At 69.1% G+C, this 22,750-nt stretch carries 16 protein-coding genes; 4 read left to right on the top strand and 12 right to left on the bottom strand.

Annotation, left to right across the window (positions count from 1 at the left end; genetic code table 11):
• The first annotated feature begins 60 nt into the window (after positions 1-60).
• Positions 61-2,226 carry a catalase/peroxidase HPI gene (gene katG / locus KX816_01400; protein QXQ08339.1) on the top strand — a complete coding sequence of 722 codons (2,166 nt, stop codon included), beginning with the start codon at positions 61-63 and terminating at the stop codon, positions 2,224-2,226.
• 278 nt (positions 2,227-2,504) lie between these two features.
• The gene (locus KX816_01395; protein QXQ06757.1) at positions 2,505-2,732 is read left to right on the top strand and encodes a hypothetical protein; all 228 of its coding nucleotides are present in this window, start codon (positions 2,505-2,507) and stop codon (positions 2,730-2,732) included.
• A gap of 101 nt (positions 2,733-2,833) precedes the next feature.
• Here KX816_01395 and KX816_01390 read toward each other — a convergent pair whose 3' ends face one another.
• Positions 2,834-4,903 carry a CocE/NonD family hydrolase gene (locus KX816_01390; protein QXQ06756.1) on the bottom strand — a complete coding sequence of 690 codons (2,070 nt, stop codon included), beginning with the start codon at positions 4,901-4,903 and terminating at the stop codon, positions 2,834-2,836.
• Positions 4,904-5,056: 153 nt separating this feature from the next.
• On the opposite strand from KX816_01390, the gene KX816_01385 reads away from it, so the two are divergent.
• Both KX816_01385 and KX816_01380 read left to right on the top strand, forming a co-directional pair.
• On the top strand, positions 5,057-7,027 hold the full coding sequence (locus tag KX816_01385; protein ID QXQ08338.1) for a sulfotransferase: 1,971 nt from the start codon (positions 5,057-5,059) through the stop codon (positions 7,025-7,027).
• Between the two features lie 189 nt (positions 7,028-7,216).
• The gene (locus KX816_01380; GenBank protein ID QXQ06755.1) at positions 7,217-9,748 is read left to right on the top strand and encodes a TonB-dependent receptor; all 2,532 of its coding nucleotides are present in this window, start codon (positions 7,217-7,219) and stop codon (positions 9,746-9,748) included.
• Between the two features lie 21 nt (positions 9,749-9,769).
• Here the strand turns inward: KX816_01380 and KX816_01375 are convergent, their stop codons facing one another.
• The 11 genes from KX816_01375 to KX816_01325 are packed head-to-tail and all read right to left on the bottom strand — an operon-like array spanning position 9,770 to position 22,749.
• On the bottom strand, positions 9,770-10,927 hold the full coding sequence (locus KX816_01375) for a DUF3089 domain-containing protein (protein QXQ06754.1): 1,158 nt from the start codon (positions 10,925-10,927) through the stop codon (positions 9,770-9,772).
• Between the two features lie 5 nt (positions 10,928-10,932).
• Positions 10,933-11,793 (bottom strand): formyltetrahydrofolate deformylase, encoded by an 861-nt coding sequence (gene purU / locus KX816_01370; GenBank protein QXQ06753.1) that lies wholly within the window; start codon positions 11,791-11,793, stop codon positions 10,933-10,935.
• Positions 11,794-11,809: 16 nt separating this feature from the next.
• Positions 11,810-13,129: an MFS transporter gene (locus KX816_01365; protein ID QXQ08337.1), complete on the bottom strand. Its 1,320-nt coding sequence runs from the start codon at positions 13,127-13,129 to the stop codon at positions 11,810-11,812.
• Between the two features lie 14 nt (positions 13,130-13,143).
• A complete protein-coding gene (locus KX816_01360; GenBank protein ID QXQ06752.1) occupies positions 13,144-13,605 on the bottom strand; it encodes a sarcosine oxidase subunit gamma in 462 nt (153 codons plus the stop codon).
• On the bottom strand, positions 13,598-16,387 hold the full coding sequence (locus KX816_01355) for a (2Fe-2S)-binding protein (GenBank protein QXQ06751.1): 2,790 nt from the start codon (positions 16,385-16,387) through the stop codon (positions 13,598-13,600). The genes KX816_01360 and KX816_01355 overlap by 8 nt, the downstream gene beginning before the upstream one ends.
• A complete protein-coding gene (locus KX816_01350) occupies positions 16,327-16,572 on the bottom strand; it encodes a sarcosine oxidase subunit delta (protein QXQ08336.1) in 246 nt (81 codons plus the stop codon). The genes KX816_01355 and KX816_01350 overlap by 61 nt, the downstream gene beginning before the upstream one ends.
• On the bottom strand, positions 16,572-17,828 hold the full coding sequence (locus KX816_01345; protein ID QXQ06750.1) for a sarcosine oxidase subunit beta family protein: 1,257 nt from the start codon (positions 17,826-17,828) through the stop codon (positions 16,572-16,574). Before KX816_01345 ends, KX816_01350 begins: the two co-directional genes overlap by 1 nt.
• Positions 17,825-18,958 (bottom strand): FAD-binding oxidoreductase, encoded by a 1,134-nt coding sequence (locus KX816_01340; GenBank protein ID QXQ06749.1) that lies wholly within the window; start codon positions 18,956-18,958, stop codon positions 17,825-17,827. Before KX816_01340 ends, KX816_01345 begins: the two co-directional genes overlap by 4 nt.
• The gene (locus KX816_01335) at positions 18,951-20,360 is read right to left on the bottom strand and encodes an FAD-dependent oxidoreductase (GenBank protein ID QXQ06748.1); all 1,410 of its coding nucleotides are present in this window, start codon (positions 20,358-20,360) and stop codon (positions 18,951-18,953) included. The genes KX816_01340 and KX816_01335 overlap by 8 nt, the downstream gene beginning before the upstream one ends.
• Positions 20,360-21,601: a cystathionine gamma-synthase family protein gene (locus KX816_01330; protein QXQ06747.1), complete on the bottom strand. Its 1,242-nt coding sequence runs from the start codon at positions 21,599-21,601 to the stop codon at positions 20,360-20,362. The genes KX816_01335 and KX816_01330 overlap by 1 nt, the downstream gene beginning before the upstream one ends.
• Positions 21,598-22,749 (bottom strand): aromatic ring-hydroxylating dioxygenase subunit alpha, encoded by a 1,152-nt coding sequence (locus KX816_01325; protein ID QXQ08335.1) that lies wholly within the window; start codon positions 22,747-22,749, stop codon positions 21,598-21,600. Before KX816_01325 ends, KX816_01330 begins: the two co-directional genes overlap by 4 nt.
• Position 22,750: the final 1 nt, after the last annotated feature.

The raw sequence follows: 22,750 nt of genomic DNA, 5'->3' as shown, positions 1-22,750 counted from the left end.
GCCGTTGTCGCCGAGATGAACACCGACGGCGCCGTCGCCGCCGGACAGCGCTGCCCGATCATGCCCGACCGCGTTGCCCACCCGACTCAAGGCGATCCTAACCAGGAGTGGTGGCCGAAGCGGCTCAACCTCAAGATCCTCGCCAAGAACCCCGTCGTCGGCAACCCGCTCGGGACCGGCTTCGACTATGCGGCGGCGTTCGCGGCTCTCGACCTCGACGCGGTCAAGGGCGACATCGCCACCATGCTGACGACGTCGCAGCCGTGGTGGCCGGCTGACTTCGGCAACTACGGGCCGTTCATGATCCGCATGGCGTGGCACAGCGCCGGCACCTACCGGGTCGCCGACGGCCGCGGTGGTGCGGGCGAAGGGCAGCAGCGGTTTGCCCCGCTCAACAGCTGGCCCGACAACGCCAACCTCGACAAGGCGCGGCGCCTGCTGTGGCCGATCAAGCAGAAGTACGGCCAGTCGCTGTCGTGGGCTGACCTGATCGTGCTTACCGGCAACGTCGCGCTCGAGACCATGGGCCTGAAGACCTTCGGCTTCTCTGGCGGCCGCGCCGACGTCTGGGAACCCGACGAGGACGTCTACTGGGGTCCTGAAAACGAGTGGCTCGGCGACGAGCGCTACACCGGCGACCGCGAGCTCGATGCCCCACTGGCGGCCGTGCAGATGGGCCTGATCTACGTCAATCCCGAAGGCCCGAACGCGAATCCCGACCCGGCCGCCTCGGCCCGCGACATCCGCGAGACGTTCGGCCGCATGGCCATGAACGACGAGGAGACCGTCGCGCTGATCGCCGGCGGCCACACCTTCGGCAAGACCCACGGTGCCGCCGACCCCTCCAAGTACATCTCGCCGGAACCCGAGGGCGCGCCGCTTCAGGAACTCGGCCTTGGCTGGAAGAACAGCTACGGGACCGGGTCGGGCGGCGACACCATCACCAGCGGGCTCGAGGTGACCTGGACGGCGACGCCGACCGAGTGGGACAACAGCTATTTCGAGACGCTGTTCGAGCATGAGTGGGAGCTGACCAAGAGCCCCGCCGGTGCGCACCAGTGGCAGCCCAAGAACGGTGCAGGCGCGGGCACGGTACCCGACGCGCACGACCCGTCGAAGCGCCATGCCCCGCAGATGCTGACCACCGACCTCGCGCTGCGCGTCGACCCTGCCTACGAGGCGGTGTCGCGCCGCTTCCTCGCTAAGCCCGACGAGTTCGCCGACGCCTTCGCCCGCGCCTGGTTCAAGCTGACTCACCGCGACATGGGTCCGAAGGTCCGTTACGTCGGCAAGGAAGTGCCGGAGGAGGTTCTGCTCTGGCAGGACCCGCTGCCTGCGGCGACCGGAACCCCGATCGACTCCGGCGACATCACTGCCCTGAAGCAGCGGATCGCCGACAGCGGCTTGTCGGTGACGCAACTGGTCACCACGGCATGGGCCTCGGCCTCGTCGTTCCGGCAGAGCGACATGCGCGGCGGTGCGAACGGTGCGCGCATCCGGCTCGAGCCGCAGCGCAACTGGGCGGTCAACGAGCCCGCAGCGCTCGCCGCGGTGCTGTCCAAGCTCGAGGCCATCGCCGCGGACTTCAACGGCAGCGCAACCGGCGGCAAGGCGGTATCGATCGCCGACCTGATCGTGCTCGCCGGCGGTGTCGGCATCGAGCTGGCAGCGAAGGCGGCGGGTCGCGACCTCACCGTGCCGTTCACGCCGGGCCGGACCGACGCGAAGCAGGAGCAGACCGACGTCGCCTCGTTCGCCCACATGGACCAGCGTGCCGACGGCTTCCGCAACTACAAGAGCCCCGACACGCGGCTGCCCGGCGAGTATCTGCTGATCGACCGCGCCAACCTGCTCAACCTCAGCGCGCCCGAGATGACGGTGCTGATCGGCGGGCTGCGGGCGCTCGGTGTCACCCACAAGGGCACCAAGCAGGGCGTCCTGACCGACCGGCCGGGGACATTGACCAACGACTTCTTCGTCAACCTGCTGGCGATGGGCACGACGTGGCAGCCGACCGACCGCTCGTCCGAGACGTTCGAGGGGCTGGTCGAGGGCCAGGTGAAGTGGAGCGGCACGCGCGCCGACCTGGTGTTCGGGTCGAACTCCGAATTGCGGGCGTTGGCCGAAGTCTATGCCAGCAGCGACGGCGAGGACCGCTTCATCGACGGCTTCGTCGCGGCATGGGTGAAGGTCATGGAAGCCGACCGCTTCGACCTCCACCGCTGAGCTGAGAACGTCGGGGCCGGCGCGTCCGGCCCCGACGCTTCCTCGCGAGGATGCCGCGATCCTCTACTTTGCTTCGGAATGCGGCATGAGCCAGCGGCGTCGCGCTGCCGGTCGCTAGTAGCGAGATGACCGGTCGCCGCGCCCGGCGATACGACCGGCGGGCAGCAAAATACGCCAAATGGATTCGAAGAAGAGCCCAGCAAGGAATATCCTTTCCCGGCTCGACCAGCCACGAGTCGGGCACTTGAAAAAAGGGGCGTTTGAGACTGGAGGCTGTGATGCCAAGCGCTCTGAACGACAGTGCCCTGAACTATTATCGGTCGCGGATGGCCGCCGAACTGGCGCTCGCGAACAGCTCGGGCGATCCCCACGTTGCCCGCGCCCACCGTGAACTCGCGGCGAAATATCAAGGCCTGACCTCGGCTTCCGTGCCGGACGACTGCGATCTCGAGAGGCTGGCGACTCCTGTCGCCGGTACCCCGGACCGACCAGTTCACGCCTTTTAGACCCGCACATGCAGGTAGCGCTGTCACAGGCGCCGGGCCGTGTTCGATGCGGGTGCGGCAAACATCTTCCTACTCGCCCGGCGGTGTATATCAGCCGGGCGCTAGACCAGATCGCGCACGATGACATTGGACGCACTGCGCTCGAAGATCGTCTTGCCGTCGGCCAGTGCCGCGATCGACTCGGTGACGTGGAAAGCATCAGTGGTCGACCGGACTTCGAAGTCGATGCGGAGTTCGCAGTTCCATTCGCCGCGCCGATAGCGGCTAACGCGGTTGCCGGCCCAGACACCGCTGTTCGGCGCGCCCGCGGTGATCGTGGCCACCGTATTGGGTCCGAACCCCGACAACTCGGTACCGTTGGCGCACAGGCGTTTCTTGTCGGGCCAGGTGCCGGTGACGGTGAGCGTGCCGTGGTCGTTGCCGCTCGTCACGACGACATCGCCCGCGTCGGGCGTGATCGGCACGACCGCGATCGGCATCGCGGTTTCGACCACCGGCGGTCGCCGCACCGGCAGCATCAGCCGGCTGCGTCCCGGGTGGAGCGTCAGCGTCGGACTGTCCGGCGACGGCCAGACCAGCGGCCACAGGCCCTCGGAAATCGCCAGCCGCAGCCGCTCGCCGGGCAGCAGGCGCTGGGCGACGAAACCGAGGTCGATCTCAACCTCGAAGACCTCGCCCGGCACCAGCGCCATCGGCGTTTCGTGGCCACCCCGGTGGGTCAGGTTGAGCAGCCCGTAGGCGAGCCGCCACGCCCTACCGTCGGGGGTCAGCTTCGAGAGCCGAACCGCGACTTGCGCGACCGGTCTATCCGACGCCAGCGCCAGCCGGACCCGCGGCACGCCGAGCAGTTCGAGGCCCTGCACCAAAGGCGGCAGGTCATAGGTGATCGACAGCGCATCGTCGGCGGTCTGGTTGTGCGGCATCTCCTGTTGCCCGAACGGCACCCACTCGGGCGTCTGCAGGCCGACGGCGTTATTCGAGCGATGCTGGCGAACGGTGGCCGTCCCGGCGGCCGCCGACAGCCCGGCGTCGGTCAGGTGGAGTGTCCGGTGCGTGACGTTGGGTGACGGCCAGTGCGCTTCGGCAGTCCAGTGCCCGGGAGTCTCGCCGGGAGCCGACTGGGCCGGTGTCGCGGTCGGGTTGTAATAACGCAGCACCGGCTCGGCCATAATCCCGGTGACCTCGCCGCGCAGCCAGTGCGACCACCAGCGCACCTCCTCGAAGGCCCAGTCGAGCGCCGGCCCGGGGCCACCGACCCACGCATAAGTGTGGCCCCACGGCCCGACGAGCGCCTTGCGCGGCACGGTCAGGTGCTCGAGCAGCCGCGGCACCGAGTTGACGTACGCATCGGCCCAGCCGCCAACGACATAGGCCGGGCATTTGATCGCGGCATAGTCGAAGGTCAGCGAGCCGTGCCGCCAGTAGGCGTCTTCGCGCTGGTGGCCGGTCCAGCGCGCAATGATCGGTGGCGATGCCTCGAGCCGGTCGAGCCACATTTTGCGCCATGCCGGGCCGGACACCGCCGGATCGGGCGGGGCTGCCATCACACCCTTGAAGTTCGCGCCCCATTTGAAGTTGGTCAGCCCGAGGCACCCACCGACATAATGCGCGTCGTCGGTGTAGCGCCGGTCGGAGCACGCCATCGGCATGATCGCCTTCAGGGCGGGCGGCGCGCGCATCGCTGTCTGCAGCGTCGCGAAGCCGCCCCACGAAATGCCGCGCATGCCGACTGCGCCGTTCGACCACGGCTGGCGGGCGAGCCACGCGATAATCTCGACCGCGTCGTCCTGCTCGGAGGCGAGGTATTCGTCGCGCAGCAGTCCCTCGGAATCGCCCGAGCCGCGAATGTCGAAGCGCGCGAAGCCGATGCCGTAGCTGGCCAGCACCTGCCCCCAATAATCGTCCGCCGCGCTGTACGCGTCGCGGGTCCGGTACGGGATGTATTCGAGTACGACCGGGGCGGGGCGGCGCGCGGCGTCAGCGGGGAGCCACAGGCGGCCGCAAAGGCGGACCCCATCAGCCATGGTGATGCGGACGACGTCGACGGTCTCGACCTTGCCTTTGGAAGGGAGCGCCCATGCCGCGGGAGCCGCAGCCTTGGCGACGCCGGGAACGCCGAGCACGGCACCGGCAAAACTAGCGCCCAGCACCTCGCGACGCGAACTCGGCATCGTTATCTCCCCCGTCTATCCCAGCAATCATAGTCGGCGGCGGTACGACCGGTCACCAATGCCTTTTCGCGATGATCCTATGCCGGAACGGCGCGCGCTTGACTGTCGGCAGCGGGTCGGGCCGATGACGGGCCGTTGTTCGAGGAAGCGATCCTGCGCACTGTCGATCCCCATCGCAGCGTCCTTGCCGAGGCGAAGCGCCTGCTCGGCCTCGACCCGCGCCGTGCCGCCGATCTGGCGCGCCCAGCGGCGGCTGCATCGGGCGGAGTTGAGGCGCGGTTCGTGCTCGGCGCGGCGCTCCGGCGCGCCGGCGATCTTGGGCCGTCGCTCGAAATTCTCGGGCCGCTGGCCGCCGCGCTGCCCGCGGTTTGGGGCGTACAGTACGAGCACGGCATGGCACTCGCGGGGGGCGGGCGATGCGAGGCGGCGGCGACCGCGCTGGGGCAGGCAGTGGCGATCAACCCGGGTTCGTCGCTCGCCCTCCACGCGCTCGGCGACCAGCTGACGATGCTCGGGCGGGGAGCCGAGGCAGCGGTCCTGCACGGTCGGCAGGTCGCAGGGCTCGCTGGTGATCCGCGGCTCGCCGCAGGGGTCGCGGCGCTGTTCGACGGAGATGGGCGCGCTGCCGACGCCGTCCTGTCGGGGCGGTTCGGCATGCACCTTTGCGACCTCGCCGCGGTGTCCTTGATCGCCGATACAGGGCTTCGGCTCGGGCGCTTCGAGGCCGTCGCGGCGCTGCTCGCGACGGTGCTCGAAGCGGCACCGAACTTCCTGCCGGCGCGCTACCGACGGGCGGTCGCGCTGCACCGGGCGGACGAGGGCGAGGCGGCGCTCGCGGAGATTGCGGCGCTGCTCGTTGCGCGGCCCAGTACGCCGGCGTGTAGCGCTCTGCGCGCCGCCATCCGGATGCAGCTCGGCGATGCCGGCGGGGCGATCGAAGACTACGCCGCTGCGCTCGCGTCCGACCCGAACGACGCGCAGCTTTGGCACAGCCGTGGACACGCCCTGCGCGCCGTCGGGCGGCAGTCCGAGGCGGTCGCCGCCTATCGCCACGCCATCGTACTTCGACCGGGCTTCGGCGAAGCGTACTGGAGCCTTGCAAACCTCAAGACCTGGCGCTTCGACGCGGGCGAGCGCGAGGCGATGGCGACCCTCCTTGAGCGGGGAAAAACGGCGGCCGAGGACCGTGCGTATCTCGGTTTCGCGCTCGGCAAGGCGCTCGAGGACGAGCGTCACTATGCTCAGGCGTTCGACCACTACCACGACGCCAACGCGCTGCGCCGTGTTGCCGAACCTTATGACGCGGACGCCGCATGCGACTATGTCGACCACAGCATCGGGGTGCTCGATGCATCGTTCTTCGCGGCTCGCGCCGGCTCCGGCGACCCTGCCCCCGACCCGATCTTCGTCGTCGGCATGCCGCGCTCGGGCTCGACCCTGGTCGAGCAGATCCTCGCCAGCCACAGCTCGGTCGAGAGCGCCTCCGAACTGCCCGACATCACCGCAATCGCCCGGCGGCTGGCGGACGGAGGCGGTGACTACCCAGCGCTGCTGCCGTCGCTCGCACCCGCCGACTTCGCCACGCTCGGCCGCGAGTACCTCGACCGTACCCGGGTCCGCCGCCGCCTCGGACGACCGCATTTCGTCGACAAATTCCCGGGCAACTTCCTCCACGCCGGGCTGATCCACCTGATCCTGCCCAACGCCCGCATCATCGACGTGCGCCGCGATCCGCTGGCGTGCTGCGTGTCGCTGTACAAGCAGGCCTTCGCGCAGGGGCAGGCGTACAGCTACGACCTCGCGGACCTCGGCTCGGCCTACGCGGATTATCGCCGGCTGATGGCCCATTTCGACGCGGTGCTGCCGGGCCGCATCGTCCACGTATCCTACGAGGCCCTCGTCAAGGCGCCCGAGCGCGAAATCCGGCGGTTGCTCGATGCCTGCGGGCTGGCGTTCGAGCCGGGCTGCCTGCGCTTCTTCGAGACTGCGGGCGTCATCCGCACGCCGAGTTCGGAGCAGGTCCGCCGCCCGATCTTCCGCGACGGGCTCGACCAATGGCGCAACTTCGAGCCGTGGCTCGGGCCGCTGAAAGTTGCGCTGGAGTGGCCGATCACGACCGATTGACGATCGCTGATGCCTATATTGGATACCGTCATTCTTTAATTTTGCTTTCCGCACCGCGCGAATAAGGGGACCTTTGTCACAGCGCGGGAACGAATTCGTACCATAAAGGGCGCGGTGGCAAAGCCATCGAAGCCCGCGGACGATGGCGAGAATTGACGACGACGGGTTCGGGATTTTTCGGGGGACTTCATGAGTTATTTACGCAACGCTTCGGCCTTGGCGGCTTCGATCTCGGCGACGCGCGGTGGCACGAGCCTGGCGCTTCTGCTCGCATCCGCGGCCAGCGCGACCTTCCTGCTGCCCGTCGCGGCAGGCGCGCAGACGACGCCCGCCACGACTACGTCGGCAAGCGCGCTGGCCGACGCCGCCCCAAGCAACGAACTCGGCGACATCATCGTCACCGCCAACCGGTCGGGCGCTGAATCGCTGCAGAAGGTTCCGATCGCGGTGTCGGTGGTCAACGTCACGGAGATCACTCGGTCGGGTCAGGGCAACCTGTCGGACCTCGCCAAATTCACGCCGTCGCTGTCGATCACCGAGGGCGCGCCGGGCTACAACAAGTTCAACATGCGCGGCCTCGCCACCGGCGGCTATGCCAGTTCCGACACCTCCGACCGTTCGCTGGTCGCAGTCTATCTCGACGACACGCCGATCTCCGTCCAGGGCCAGACTCCCGACCTCAAGGTCTATGACCTCGAGCGTGTCGAGATCCTGCGCGGCCCGCAGGGTACGCTCTACGGCGCCGGCTCGATGGCCGGTACCGTCCGCTTCGTCACCGCCAAGCCGGATTCGGGCAAGATGTTCGGCTATTCGGAAGTTGACGGCTCCTACACCCACCACGGCGAGGGCAGCTACAACGTCCGCGGCATGATCAACGTGCCGTTGGTGACGGACGTGCTTGCTGTCCGCGGCAACTTCTACGTCGGTACCGACGGCGGTTTCATCGACAACATCGGCTTGCAGAACAAGCAGAACGCCAACAGCAACCACACCACCCAGGCCCGCGTCGCGGCGCGCTGGACGCCGTCCGACAAATTGACCGTCGACGCCAGCTTCACCTTCGAGAAGAGCCGCGCCAAGGGCCTCAACTCGACGCTCAGCGACCTGCGCCCGTTCGCGGTGTCGACCAACGGGCCGGAGGGCACCAACGACCTGTTCCGGCTGTATCAGCTCGGCGCCGACTATGACCTCGGCTTCGCGAACCTCGTCGTCACGGGTTCCTATACCGACCGCAAGATTGGCTTCGACGCCAGCCCGGAGCCGCAGATCGGCTATTTCTTCCAGGACTACGGTACGGGCCTGCCGATCGGCCAGGGCAGCTATCCCCTATTCACCGCGCCGACGAGCTATAACCAGGCGATCACCGACGCGATCCCGGCTGAGCTCTACCAGATCGACCAGAAGCTGAAGGATTACATGGTCGAGGCGCGGCTGGTGTCGCACAACGAAGGCCCGATCAAGTGGACAGTCGGGGCCTTCTACGAGAAGCAGAAGCGCCGCCTAGGCCAGGACATCCCGACCCCGGGCTTCGATACCTTGTCATACATGAACTGCTTTTTCGGGCCGACGTGCGGCGGGGCCAAATTCAACACCCCGAATGGCCTTTACGACTCGGCGCTGGTCGACAAGGCGTTCAGTTCGAACGACATTTTCTCAGGCCTGCAGGACGTCGACGAGCGCCAGTTCGCGGCCTACGCCGACGGCACCTGGCACGCGACCGACAAGCTCGACCTGACCGCCGGCGTCCGGTACTTCAACTTCAAGGAAAAATACTTCCTGTTCGAGAGCGGCGTTTACGGCGTCGTCGACCATGTCCCGCTGATCACCAACGCCAAGCTCAAGTCGCACGGCGTCAACCCGCGCGCCAACGTCTCGTACCAGTTCAGCGACGACTTCATGCTGTACGGCGAAGCGGCCAAGGGCTTCCGCTACGGGGGCGGCAACCAGCCGGTGCCGCTCGGTACCACCGGCGTCGCGGGCCAGTGCACCCAGAACCTCGCTGGGTACGGCTACACCGAGGCACCGCTGACCTTCGGGCCGGACAAGTTGTGGAGCTACACGGTCGGCGAGAAGGCCAAGCTTGCCGGCGGTCGCGTCACCGTCAACGCCAGCGCCTACTTCATCGATTGGACCGACGTGCAGACCCGCCTGCGCCTCGATTGCTCGTATTTCTTCACCGACAACAAGGGCAAGATCACCAGCAAGGGCCTCGAGCTCGAGACGATGTTCAAGGCGACGCCGGAGATCACCCTGTCGGCGAGCGGCTCGTACAACGATTCGAAGGCCAACGGCGATATCCCGACGGTCGGTGCGTTCGACGGCGACCGCACGCCGTATTTCCCGAAGTTCACGGCGACGGCTGGGATTTTCTACGACAAGCCGATCGGCGAGGGTGAACTCCACATCCAGGGCAACTACCAGTACCAGTCGAACCAGCACACGACCTTCAACAATTTCTCGACCGTGCTGGTTGACGGTGTCCTGACCAGGAGCGGCGCCAACGCGCTGTATGCGGTGATCCCGGCGTCGAACAACTTCAGCGCCTCGGTCGCCTACACGATCGGCCACCTCGAGTTCGGCATCTTCGGCAACAACCTGTCGAACGGCGTCAAGATCACCAACATCGCCCGCGCCACTTACTACCAGGTCTACCAGGCCGGCTCGCGCGACACCTACGCCCGCCCGCGCACCGTCGGCGTGCGCGCGAAGGTCACGTTCTAGGGCGAGGGGCGAGCGGTCCGGCTAGCGCCGGGCCGTTCGCCACGCCTCGGTCTGCCGGGCGACGAGGCGGACGAGGTCGGCCTGCGCGATGGTGATGTCCATGACGTGCCAGCCCCACTCCGGGTAGGCCGCATCCCCGACGGTGTCGGGTCCGGCAACCTGATCGCCTAGCCCGCCGGCAAGACCCGGATCGACGTGGACCGCGAGGTACGAGACACCGCCCCGCGTCACGCACTCGCCCGACAACAGCCCCGGAATGCGCGCGAACCGCGTCGGCACAGGCGCGCCGCCGACCGTCCAGCCGGTCGCGGGCTGGCGATATTGCACGACGCCCTTCACCCACCACGGAAACCCGAAGACACCGTCGAGCGGTGCCGCACCGCCGCCGAGCCGGGCCGGGTTGGTGCAGCCGGCCTCCAGTCCCGGATCGGGCGAGCGCCCGAAGAGGCCGTTCGCGGGTGGCGGCGGGCTGTCGCGGTAGCTCGCCCAGGTGACGATGCAGCCGGTCTGGCGGTCGCTGCGGCACAGCGGCAGCGCCTTGAAGTCGCCGCCGACGTCCTTGCCTTTCGGAACCAGCACCGCAGTGCCGGGCAGGATCGCCGACACCATCCGCGCCGAAACCGGCTTGCCGTCGATCTCCTCGGCGATCAGCCGCTTGAGCATCATCGAGCCCTGGCTGTGGCCGATCAGGACGAACGGCCGGCCGTCGTTGTCGTGCGCGAGATAGTCGTGCCACGCAGCGACGACGTCACCGTAGGCAAGGGCCCAGTCGCCGCTGATCCGCGACAGGCTGTTCCCGGCTCCGGTCGCGGGGGCGACGAGCGCGTTGCGCAGCGCAGTCAGCGTCACCTGCCGGTAGATCGGCGCGAAGGTCCGGCAGACGCTGCCGAATGCCGCGAATTGCGACGCTGCCTGTCCGCGCTCCTCGACGCCCGCGACCATGTCGCTGTTCGGCGTCGGATCGAGCGAGGCGGTCGGATAGACGTAGAAGCAGTCGGCCTTCGGGGCGGGATCGCGCTTGACCGTCTCGGCGCGCATCGTGCCCGTCAGGCTCACCACCGTCCGCGCCGCATCGAGCGCGCAGGCATCGGCGCGGCCCGGCCGGCACAGCCACGTCCCGGGCTGCCGGTAGTCGACGGGCGCAGCGGTGGCGGTCGCGAGCACCAGCAGCGCGATCATCGGCGTCAGTCCCTGAACACGACGGTGCGCGCGCCGTTCGGCAGGACGCGACCGCTGATGTGCAGCCCGACGGCGCGCGACAGTACCCGTCGCTCGATGTCGCGCCCCTTGCGGACGAGGTCGTCGGCAGTGTCGGCGTGGCTGATACGCTCCACATCCTGCTCTATGATCGGGCCTTCGTCGAGGTCACCGGTGACGTAATGCGCGGTCGCGCCGATCACCTTGACGCCGCGGACATGAGCCTGGTGGTAAGGCTTGGCGCCCTTGAAGCCGGGCAGGAAGCTGTGATGGATGTTGATGCAGCGCCCGCTGAACTTCGCCGACAGGTCGTCCGACAGGATCTGCATGTAGCGCGCCAGCACGACAAGATCCACGTCGAGTTCGCGGTGCAGCTCCCACATCCGGGCTTCCTGCGCGGCCTTCGTCGCCGGGGTCATGGGCAGGTGATGGAACGGGATGTCGCCCAGATCGAGCCGGTCGAAGCTGCTCACCGGATGGTTCGAGACGATGCCGACGACGTCCATCGCGAGTTCGCCGATGCGTTGCCGGTACAGCAGGTCGACGAGGCAGTGGTCGAATTTCGAGACCATGATGAGGACGCGCTGCCGCTGCCCGGCCGGCCGCAGCGTCCAGGTCCAGCCATAACGGGCCGCCAGCGCCTCCAGGCCGGTGGTCAGCGCGACGATATCGCTGCCCTCGGCCAGGCGAAACGCGGTCCGCATGAAGAACCGCTCGGTCTCGGCATCGTTGTACTGGCTCGACTCCAGGATGTTGCCACCGCCTGAGAAGATCTGCTGGGTGGTGTGGGCGACGATGCCCGGCTGGTCGGCGCAGCTGAAGACAAGGATGTAGGGCTCGGCAGGCATTTTTACTCCGAAGAAATCAGGCGGCGGCGAGCCCGCGGATGCGCTGGTCGTCGAGTTCGAACGTGCGGACGCTGGTCCAATAGTGATACGCCGCCCAGAAGCCAGTCAGCGACAACGCCATCAGCGCATAACGCAACGATTCCGCGTTGCTGCCGAGCGGCCCGGTCAGCGTGTCGCTGACCCAACCGACCGCGACCGGCGCGATGATCAGGTTTGCGACATTGGCGGTCAGCAGGCTGATCGCCATGCCCTGCGCGCGCACCGCCGGCGGCAGGAAGTTGAGCAGCAGTGCCATCGTCGGCCCGACGTAGAGGTAGATCGCCGGCACCACGATCCACAGCATCGCGGTCGCGACGCTCAGCGAATGGGTCCAGTAGATGATGAACGACGGCACCGTCGAAAGCAGCACGATGGCGGTGAGGAACTGCGCGATGCGCTTCGGCTCGCGCATCGCCGGCAGCGCCAGGATCGCGCCGGTAGCAAGCGTCGCCGCGACGCCCGCCCATAGGTAGATCGTGCCGAGCCGCGCGCCGGCCTCCGCGGTGCTCAGTCCGTAGGCGCGCTCCAGGAAGGTCTGGGTCCAGAACATCAGGCCCCAGCCCCACAGGCAGATCACCGTCCCGGCCGCAGTGATGTGGCACGCCGAGCGACACCGCCACATGTAGCGCAAGGTCTCGCGGAGCGCGGTCTTGGGCGCGGTCGCCGGGGCCAGCGTCTCGAAGCGGCCGCGCTTTGGCTCGCGCACGGTCAGCATGATGATGACGCCGAGGACGACGCCGGGGATGCCGAGTGCGATGAAGGCCGCGCGCCAGCTGTGGAAATGTTCGACGACCTGACCCGCGACATTCGAGCCGAGCCACGCCCCGAGCGGTAGTCCGAGCGCGTACAGGGTAAGCGCAAAGGCGCGCTGCTCGCGCGGGAAATAGTCGGCGACTATCGAGGTCGACGGCGGGGTGCCGCCCGCCTCCCCGACGCCGACGCCGATGCGCGCCGCGAGAAACTGCCAGAAGTTCTGGGTCAGCCCGAGCACCGCGGTCATGCCCGACCACAATACCATCGCGGCGGCGACGATGTTGCGGCGGTTGGAGCGGTCGGCAAGCTGCGAGATCGGGATGCCGACGGTGATGTAGAACAGCGCGAGGGAGACGCCGGTCAGCCAGCCGACGCCGCTGTCGGTCAGGTTGAACTCCAGCCGGATCGGCTCCAACACCGTCGAGACGACATAGCGGTCGGCGATGTTGAGCGCATAGACGAGCCCGAAGATCAGCACGATGTACCAGCGCGCCGGGGACAAGGCCGGTGTCGGGAGCTGCTGCGGCGTCGAGACGCTGGTCATGCCGGGCTGCTCCATCAGGACGACGTTACGGGGACGGCGTGGTCAGCGCCAATCCCGATCACGCGCTGCCACAGGTCGATGAGTCCGCTTGCGTAGCTGGAGGCGAAGTAGACCTCGCATGAAGTGTCGGACGTCGGCGCGATCCGCACCGCAACGTGGTGGATGACGGTGCCCGCGACGTCACCAGGGCCGAAGCCGGGGTCCTCGACGTCAAAGATGCCGCTGACGGTCAGCAGCTCGCGCCAGCCGGGACCGGTCAGCGTCGCGCACACCAGGCCGCCGCCGATCGGGGCGAGCGCGCCGGTGTCGCCGAGACTGGCGGCGAGCGCGTCCGCCTGCGTCGCGGCGCCGATCAGCCACCAGCGGCGCGGCTCGGCCTTGAGCGCGCGGAGACCGTCGAGGTTCGGTTCGCCGTCCCAGACGTCGAGCGCGATAACGTCGCCGGCTGGTTCGATCGAGAGCGCGACGTCAATCACGGTAACGTGCTCCCTTGGGGTCGTGGAACACCGGCTCGACCACGGTGACCGTGACGTACTTGCCGCGCGTCGGCGACGAGGCGACCAGCGTCTCGCCCAATCGTGCCCGGCCACCGCGGAGCAGCGCGAGCGCGATGCCGCCGTCCTCAAGAACGCGGGGACCGGCGGAGGTCACGTGGCCCTCGACCTTTGCGCCGACCGATGCGACGAGCATCGCGCCCTCGGGAATGCCGTCGCCCCGTGACGCCAGCCCGACGAGCTGCAGCCGGTCGGGCGAGGCGAGTGCAGGCCGCTCCAGCGCCGAGGCCCCGATGTAGCCGCCGGCCTTGCGCAGCATCTTCTCGAGGCGGAGGTCATGCGCCGTCATCCGCCCGTCCGCCTCGCCGCCGACGACGATATGGCCCTTCTCGATGCGCAGGAATTCGAGCGCTTCCAGCCCATAGGCGCAGCCGCCGCGCGCTGTGACCGCGTCGTGGAGCGCGTCCCAAACCGGCCCGGCCACGTCGCCCGCCGCATAGACCTCGAACGCCCGCTCGCCACTGTAGCTAGCGGCAAGGACCACCACCGGCACCCCCGCGATGGCGGCATTCGCCAGCCCCATGTGCGCAGGCGGCGGCGATCCGGTCAGGCCTTCGAGGACGTCGCGCGCCAAAGGTCCGGCCAGCGCGATGCCGGCGAACTGCTCCTGCTGCATCACCACCGAGACGCGCAAATCGGGCGCGAGGACGCGGTGCGCGTAACTCAGGTGCGCCTCCATCCGCTCGGCGCCGCCGGTCGAGCTGGTCAGCAGATACGTCGTCTCGCCGGTGCGCCAGACGGTGCCGTCGTCCATCACCATGCCGTCCTCGCGCAGCATGAAGGTGTAGCGGCCGCGCCCGACCGCGAGCTTGGCGACCCCGGTCGCGCAGACGATCTCCAGCAGCGCCGCGGCGTCCGGTCCGCTCACCGCGAACTTCGCCAGCGTCGAAACGTCGACGATGCCCGCGGTGGTGCGGACCGCGCGAGCCTCACGCATCGCCGCGTCGTGCAGCGTCTCCCCGGCGCGCGGATAGGCGCGCGGCCGGTGCCAAAGGCCGAGCGGCTGCCACAGCGGGGCGAGCGCCATGTGGCGATCGTGGAGCGCGAGGCGTCGGCTCGGCGCGGCGTGACCACCGCCGTCCGGACCCGCCAGCGCGCCCAGCGACAGTGGCGTGTACGGCGGCCGGAAGCGCGTCAGCCCGGCGGTCGGGATGTCGACGCCCGCCGCGCCTGCCAGCCGGGCGAGCGCCGCCATGTTGCTGGTCTTGCCCTGGTCGGTGCCCATGCCGAGCGTCGTGTAGCGCTTCAGATGCTCGACCGAACGGTAGCCCTCCGCGTAGGCGAGGTCGATGTCGGCGGCGGTGACGTCGTTCTGGAAGTCGATGAAGCTGGTCTTGGGCGTGCCGAGGATCGGTGTCGCTGGAGCAACCGCGTCGATCTCGCCTGCCGCGCCGCCGACCGCGACGAGGGCCTGGTCGGTCGCGCCGGGCACGAACGCCTGGATCGCGGCGCTCCAGTCGAGCTTGCCGCTGCCCTGGCTGTGCAGATGCACGACCGGCGTGAAACCGCCTGACATGGCGAGCAGGTCGGCATCGAAGCGGTGCGGCTTGCCGGCGACGGTCGCTGTCACCGAAGCGAGGCTGTTGCGCCCCGTCGTCCCGGTCGGCACCGCGTCGAAGAACACCGGGCAGTGCGCCGTCTCGGCGATGACCGCCCGCGTGCGGGAGTCGAGGATGGCGACGACCTCGCAGCCGGCGTCGGCCAGCGCGGTCGCGGTGGCGTAGGCGTCGTCGTTGCTGGTCGCGATGACGGCGCGCTTGCCCGGCACGACCCCGAAGCGCCCGACGTACGTGCGCACCGACCGGCTCAGCATGATGCCGGGCCGGTCGTTGTCGGCGAAGGTCAGTGGACGCTCCATCGCGCCGGTGGCGAGAACTATGCGCCGGGCGCGGACGTGCCAGAGACGTTGGGATAACGGTCCCGCCTGCCCCGGCTCGACGATATGCTCGGCCAGCGTGACGAAGCCGTGGTCCCACAGGCCGGACGCCGTGGTTCGGGTCAGGACGCGCCCGCCCGCCGCTAGCACCGCATCCCGGGCCGAGGCGATGCAGCCCCGGTCGCCACCGTCGAACAACAGGCTGCCGCCGAGTTCGGAGTCCTGCTCGACGAGCAGCACGCGGTGGCCCGCCCGCGCCGCCGCTTCGGCCGCCTTCAACCCAGCCGGGCCGCTGCCGACGACGAGCATTTCGCAGAACGCGGCGCGGTGCTCGCTCGGGTCGGGGTCGGCCTCGACCGGCGCATTGCCCATGCCCGCGGCGCGCCGGATGAAGCGCTCGTAGAACATCCAGCGTTTCGGCGGACCGAAGAAGGTCTTGTAGTAGAATCCCGCGGCGAACACCGGCGCGGCGAGGCCGAGGACCGCGCCCGCGTCGAAGGCGAGGCTGGGCCAGCGGTTCTGGCTGCGCGCGACCAGGCCCTCGTAGACGAACACGTCGGTGGCGCGGGTATTGGGCTCGGTGCGCCCGCCGGTGCCGACGGTGACCAGCGCGTTCGGCTCCTCGACGCCTGCCGACATCACGCCGCGCGGGCGGTGGTACTTGAAGCTCCGCCCGACGACGCGGACGCCGTTCCTGAGCAGCGCCGCGGCGAGCGTGTCGCCCGGCCGGGCCCGCATGGCGACGCCGTCGAAGGTGAAGTTCAGGCTCACCGCGCCTTCACGCTCTCGATGGCGTGCGTCGTCCGGTTCCGGCGGATCAGCAGCCATTGCCGGCAACCATAGCTGTGCCGCCACAACTCGTCGTCGAGGCCGCGCGGGTTGGCGCGCTCGTACAGCGCGCGCATCGCGTCCTCGGGCGGCATGGCCAGCGTGACGACGGAGTCGAGGGTGCGCTCGTAGGTGAACTCGACCTGGGCGCGTTCGCCGCAGTGGGGGCAGCTGATCAGCAGCATCAGCGAAGCTGCGGCCATGGGCCGACTCCGGCCTCGTCGATGGTCGCGCCCCGGGCGAAGCGGTCGAAGGCGAACGGTGCCGCCAGCGGATGCGACGTGCCGGTTGCGAGCAGCTGCGCATAGGCGAAGCCCGAGCCGGGCGTCGCCTTGAAGCCGCCGTAGCACCAGCCGCCGTTCAGATAGAGGTTGTCGACCGGCAGCGCCGAGATGATCGGCGAGCCGTCGAAGCTCATGTCGGTGGTGCCCGACCAGCAGCGCACCATCCGCAGCCGCGAGAGCGCGGGCACCAGCGCGATCGCCTCGGCGGCGGCCTTCTCGATGCGCGGCGCTAGGCCGCGCTGGGCGTAGCTCGGGAACTGGTCGGGGTCGCCGCCGAGGACGATGCCGCCCTTGTCGGACTGGCTGATGTAGCAGTGCAGCGACTGCGACATGATCACCGTGTCGATCATCGGCTTGACCGGCTCGGTGACGAACGCCTGCAGCGTCTGCGCCTCGATCGGCAGCTTGATCCCCGCCAGGCCCGCGACGGGCCCGCTGTTGCCCGCGACGCAGATGCCGGTGCGGCCTGCGCCGATGCGCCCGCGGGAGGTCTCGACACCGGTCACGCGGCCGCCCGCCATCTCGAAGCCGGTAACCTCGCAATTCTGTACGACGTCGACCCCGAGTGCGTCGGCGGCGCGGGCATAGCCCCAGGCGACCGCGTCGTGGCGCGCGGTGCCGCCACGCCGCTGGGTCAGGCCGCCGTGGATCGGGAAGCGCGCATCTCGCGACATGTCGAGGTTGAGGACCAGCCTGCGGACCTGCTCGCGGTCGAGGAGCTCGGCGTCGATGCCGTCGCACGTCAGCGCGTCACCGCGCTGCGCGAGCTGCGTCATGTCGCTGTCGGAGTGGCCGAGGAACAGCGCGCCGCGCGTGCTGAACATGACGTTGAAGTTCAGTTCGTCGCTCATGCCCTCCCACAGCTTGAGGGCGAAATCGAAGAAGTTGTGCAGCGCCGGTTGCCGATAGTTGGAGCGGACGATGGTGGTGTTGCGCCCGGTGTTGCCGCCGCCGATCCAGCCCTTCTCCAGCACCGCGATATTGCGGATGCCGTGATGCTTGGCGAGGTAGTAGGCGGTCGACAGGCCGTGTCCGCCGCCGCCGATGATGACGACGTCGTAGGACTTCTTCGGCTCCGGGTCGCGCCATGCGGGCTGCCAGTGCTTCTGGCCGGTCAGCGCGCCGCGCAGCAGGGCGAGGGCCGAATATTTACTCATGCCGCCCAGCCGCGCTGCTCGCGCCAGTCGATAGGGAGGTCGGCGAAGCGTGCGAGGCCGAGCTTGGCGAGGTCGGTGAACGAGCAGGCGCCGTCCAAGACAAGGTCGCGGATCGCGTGGCCGCTGGCCGGGGACAGCCCAAACCCGACGCCCGACATCGTCGCCATGGTGATGTTGTCGCGACGGTCGAGGATCGGGCGGCCGTCGGGGGTGTTCTCGATGACGCCGGCCCAGCTGCGGATGACGTTGAGGTGCGCGGCACGGGGGAACATCTCGGCGACGCGGCGCGCGAGGTTGCGGACCAGCGGCGAGGTCGGGCGCGCCTCGGGGCCGGTCGGGGTCATGCCGATCCACTCGTGCGGGCCGCCGCCGAACGCCAGGTTGCCCCGAAGGGTCTGCCGCCCGTACAGGCCGTTGCCGTCGACGCCGCCGATCGGCATCAACGGCGCTGGCTCGGTGACGATCATCTCGGCGCGCGCGGAGGCGAGCGGGAAATCGATGCCGAGGGGAGCGAGCAGCAGCCCCGACTGCGGCCCGGCGGCGACGACCAGCGCGTCGCAGGCGATACGCCCGCGCGAGGTGTGGATGGCGACGGCGCGACCACCCTCATGCTCGATCGACAGCGCCGGCGTGTGCTGGCGGATCCGCCCGCCGAGGTCCTGCAGCGCCCAGGCATAAGCCTGCACCGTGCGCTGCGGGTTGGCGTGGCCGCCGAAACGCAGGTGGATGCCGCCGAGGCAGGTTTCATCGGTAAGCGGGACCGCGGCTTGGGCCTGCAACGAGTCCATCGGGTCGACGGGGTAGCCCATCGCGGTGCACATCCGGCCGACCGCGAGATAATGGTCGAGCAGGACCTGGTCGCGCTGGATGATGATGCGCTCGCGGCGGTATTCGGTGGGGTAGCCGAGCAGGTCGTCCATCTGCGGCCACAGGCGCTGTTCCTCGGCGAACAACGGGCTTTGGTAATGCGACGCACCGCCACCGTTGCGGCCCGAGGCCTCCCAGCCGACGATGCCCTTGTCGAGCACGACGACGTCGATGCCCGAGCGCGCCAGCCACCACGCGGCGCTGAGCCCGGTGACGCCCGCGCCGATGACGACGACCGAGGCTCCCGTAGGGACCTCAGACATGCATGTTGCCGCCGTGGGCGACGATCTCGGCTTCGCGCGGCGTGCCGATGTCGGCGTAGGGCGTCCACTGGGTCGGGATACCGAACCACACGTCCCAGCCCGCGGCCATGTCGGCGCGCTCGTGCCAGTCCGCGAGGATGCCGAGCGGGATCGGGCGTACCGGCGCGCGGAAGCTGGCGACGGGCACGTCGTCGACCGACAGGTTCGAGGCCTCGGCGAGCAGGCAGGCGACCTGGGTGCGGCAGCGGCGGCCCTGGCAGACGCCCATGCCGGCGCGGGTCAGGCGCTTGATCTGGTCGGGGTGCGCGGGGCCATCGGCGGCGAGCGTCTCCAGCGAGCGCGCCGCCATCGCCTCGGGGCGGTCGAGGTAGGCGGGCGGCTGGACGCCGAGCAGGTCGGCCCGGGTGACCGCCTCGCACTGGCAGACGATGGTGTCGGCAGGGGCGAAGTTGCCCAGCGCGCGCGACCAGTCCGCAATGTAGGCCATGTCGGGCAGGCGTCCCGCCGCGTCGCCGACGAGTTCGATGTCGTCGCCCGGCTTGCCACCGGCGGCGTCGAGAAGCTCGGTCGCCGGCGCGACGGCGAGCGCGAGGCAGACCGTGTCGCAGGCAATCTCGACGTCCGCGCCGCCGCCGATGGGGCGCAGGACTACGTGCTCGACACCGTCGATGCCGCCGCTGACGCCGGCAACCGTGGTGCCGCGATGGATCGGGACGCCGGCCGCGATAACGCGCGCTGCGAGTGCGTACGGCCCCTGCACGGCATCCCGGACCTCAACGATGCCCGCGACTTCGAGGCCGCGGTCGAGCGCCAGCAGCGCCGTCGCCAGCGCCAGTTCGCCCGACCCGAGGACTAGCACGCGGCGGCCGGCCAGCGCATCGTAGCGCGCGAGCAGGGCGTGGAAGCCCTGCGCGCCCATCACCCCGGGCCGGTCCCAGCCGGCGAAGCCGAGCGCCACGTCGCGCGCGCCGGTCGCCAGCACCAGCCTGTCGAAGCCGACCATCGAGGCGCTCTTGGCGTCCGCCAGCCCGAGCAGCGAGCCCGGTAGCGTCCGCATCGCGGGGCCGTTGCGGTACAGGCCCCACGCCGTCGTGCCGAGCAGAACCTCGATGCCCGCCTCGAATGCGGCCTCGAGCGCGGGCTGGCTGGCGAGCATCTGCTCGACCATGCGTCCCGGGTTCTGCACCGCGCCGGTCATGCGCCCGCCGTAGAACAGCGGCACGTCGTTCCCCATCGACAGGCCGGAAACCGGGTTCTCGTCGACGAGCAGCACCGACTTGCCGGCTTCGGCGGCGGCGAGCGCGGCAGCGATCCCGGCCGGGCCCGCACCGACCACGACGACGTCGTAGCGCGTCTCGGGCGCGGTGATCTTGCCGTCGAGAGCGTGGACGTCGACGACCACTACACGGCTTCCAAGGCTTGTCTGAGGTCGTCGAGCAGGTCGTCGACATGCTCGATGCCGATCGACACGCGCAGAGTCGCCTCGTCGATGCCGACGATCTCGCGCTGCGCCTGCGGCACCGAATAGTGCGTGGTCGTCGCGGGGTGGGTGATCAGCGTTTCCGACCCGCCGAGACTGACCGCGAAGCGCAGCAGGCGGAGCTTGTCGAGGAAGCGGAATGCCGCCGCCTCGTCGCCTTTGACGCGGAACGAGAAGGTCGAGCCCGCCGCCTTGCATTGGCGCTCATAGACGGCGCGCGCCGGAGTACCGGCGGGGGTGAAGCCGAGGTAGGTGACGCTGGCGATCTTGGCGTGATCCCTGAGAAATTCGGCGACGATGCGCGCATTGGCCATCGCCCGCTCGACGCGCAGGTGGACGGTCTCCATCGAGCGCAGCATCAGCCAGCAAGTGTGCGGGTCGAGGTGGCTGCCGAGCGTCGTCCGCAACAGCCGCAGCGGCGCGATCATCGCCGCGGTGCCGCTGACGCCGCCCGCGAGCAGGTCGCTGTGCCCGCCGCAATATTTGGTCAGCGAGGTCATGCACAGGTCGGCGCCAAGCTCGATCGGCCGCTGCATCATCGGCCCGAGCAGGGTGTTGTCGACGACCACCAGCGGGCGCGGGGTGATCCCGGCGGCGATCCGCACGACCAGCGCGATGTCGACCAGCGCTGCAGTCGGATTGGCCGGCGTCTCGATGACGATCAGCTTGAGCGGGCCCGCGGCGCGTGCAGCATCGACCGCAGCGCGGATGTTGGCCTCGTCGCAGCCGTCGGTGAAGCCGAAGCTGTGCGCCCCGAGCTCGGGCATCAGGATATTGTACAGCCCGTCGGTGCCGCCATAGATCGGGCGGCTGTGGACGACGCTGTCACCGGGGCGGACGTGCGCCAGCGCGATCGCCGTGTGGGTCGCCATGCCGGAGTTGAACACCGCCGCCGCTTCGGCACCATCCAATGCCGCCAGCCGGGTCTCGACCATATCGAGGTTGGGGTGGCCGAGCCGCGAATAAATGTGTCCCGCGCCGCCGACTTCGGGACCGGTATTGTGGAAATAGGCCTCGTGGATGTCCTTGGCCTGCTGCGCCGAGGCGTAGGCGAAGGTCGAGGTCATGTAGATCGGCGGCTTGGCGGCGTTAGCGCCCTGCTGCGGGTCATAGCCGGCGCGCACGGCCAGCGTCTCGGGACGGAACTTGGGGTCGGTGGTCATGCGGGATGCGTATCGAGATAGCGCTGCGCCGTCGTGCAATACCAGTCGACGAAGCGCATCGTCAGTGACTCCGCCTCCGGCGAGTAGGGCCCGGGTCGGTAGCCGGGCGAGTTGACGCCCCGCTGGTTGTTCTCGACGAATTCCTTGTCCTGCAGGTTCGTGCGCGTCCACAGGTCGGACAGCGAAGCAACGTCGTAGTCGACGCCCTCGACCGCGTCCTCGTGGACCAGCCACTTTGCGACGACGTGCGTCTCGCGCGGGCCGACCGGCATCGCGGTGAACGAAAAGGTGTAGTCGCCGGTCGAGTGGCAGAAGCTGTTGGGCTCGACCGCCCAGCGCAGCGAGCCGATGTCGCCGCCGCCGATCTCGCACATCAGCCGCTTGACGCTAGGGGTGCCGTCGATGGTCATCGAGGTCATCGAGTTGTTGAGCGGAAAGCGCACCGCCTGCCACCACGCTTCCTCGACCGGGCCGGACGGCAGGGCGATACTCAGCATGCGCGCGTCGAAGGCCCGTTCATGCTCCGAGCTCGCCTCGAAATGCGCGGTCGCGCCGGTCGGGAAGGTCTTCGACAGCTCGGGGTGGCCGGTCGGGCAGTGATAGCATTCGCGCCCGTTCTCCATCACCAGCTTCCAGTTGCCGTACTCGACCAGCGTCGATTCGAACGCCAATTTGGCGTGGTCGAGGTTGTGCGGCGCGAGCAGCGGCGTCAGGTCGCGGCGCATCGTGTCGAACGGCGGCGGTGTCTCGGCCAGGCAGATGAACATCGCCCCGGCGACGGTCTCGAGGTGCACCGGCATCAGGCTGTGCTCGCCCTTGACGAAATCGTCGGGCATCCGCCCCGCGGCGAGCAACTTGCCGTCGAGGCCGTAGGTCCAGCGGTGGTACGGGCAGACCAGCCGTGGCGCGGTCCCGGATCCGGGCTTGCACAGCAATGAGCCGCGGTGGCGGCAGCTGTTGTGGAAGGCGCGGACGTCGCCGTCACGGCCGCGGACGATCAGCACCGGGTATTCGCCGATTATCAGCGAGACATAGTCGCCGGCACCGCGGACCTCGGCAACGAAGCCGGCGAACAGCCACGACTGGGCGAAGATCGCCTGCAGGTCGAACGCGAACGCGTCGGCGCTGTTATAGAGCGCCTGCGGCAAG

Source organism: Sphingosinicellaceae bacterium (assembly GCA_019285715.1).
Taxonomy (GTDB): domain Bacteria; phylum Pseudomonadota; class Alphaproteobacteria; order Sphingomonadales; family Sphingomonadaceae; genus Glacieibacterium.
This window is presented reverse-complemented; position numbering and strand designations above follow the sequence as displayed.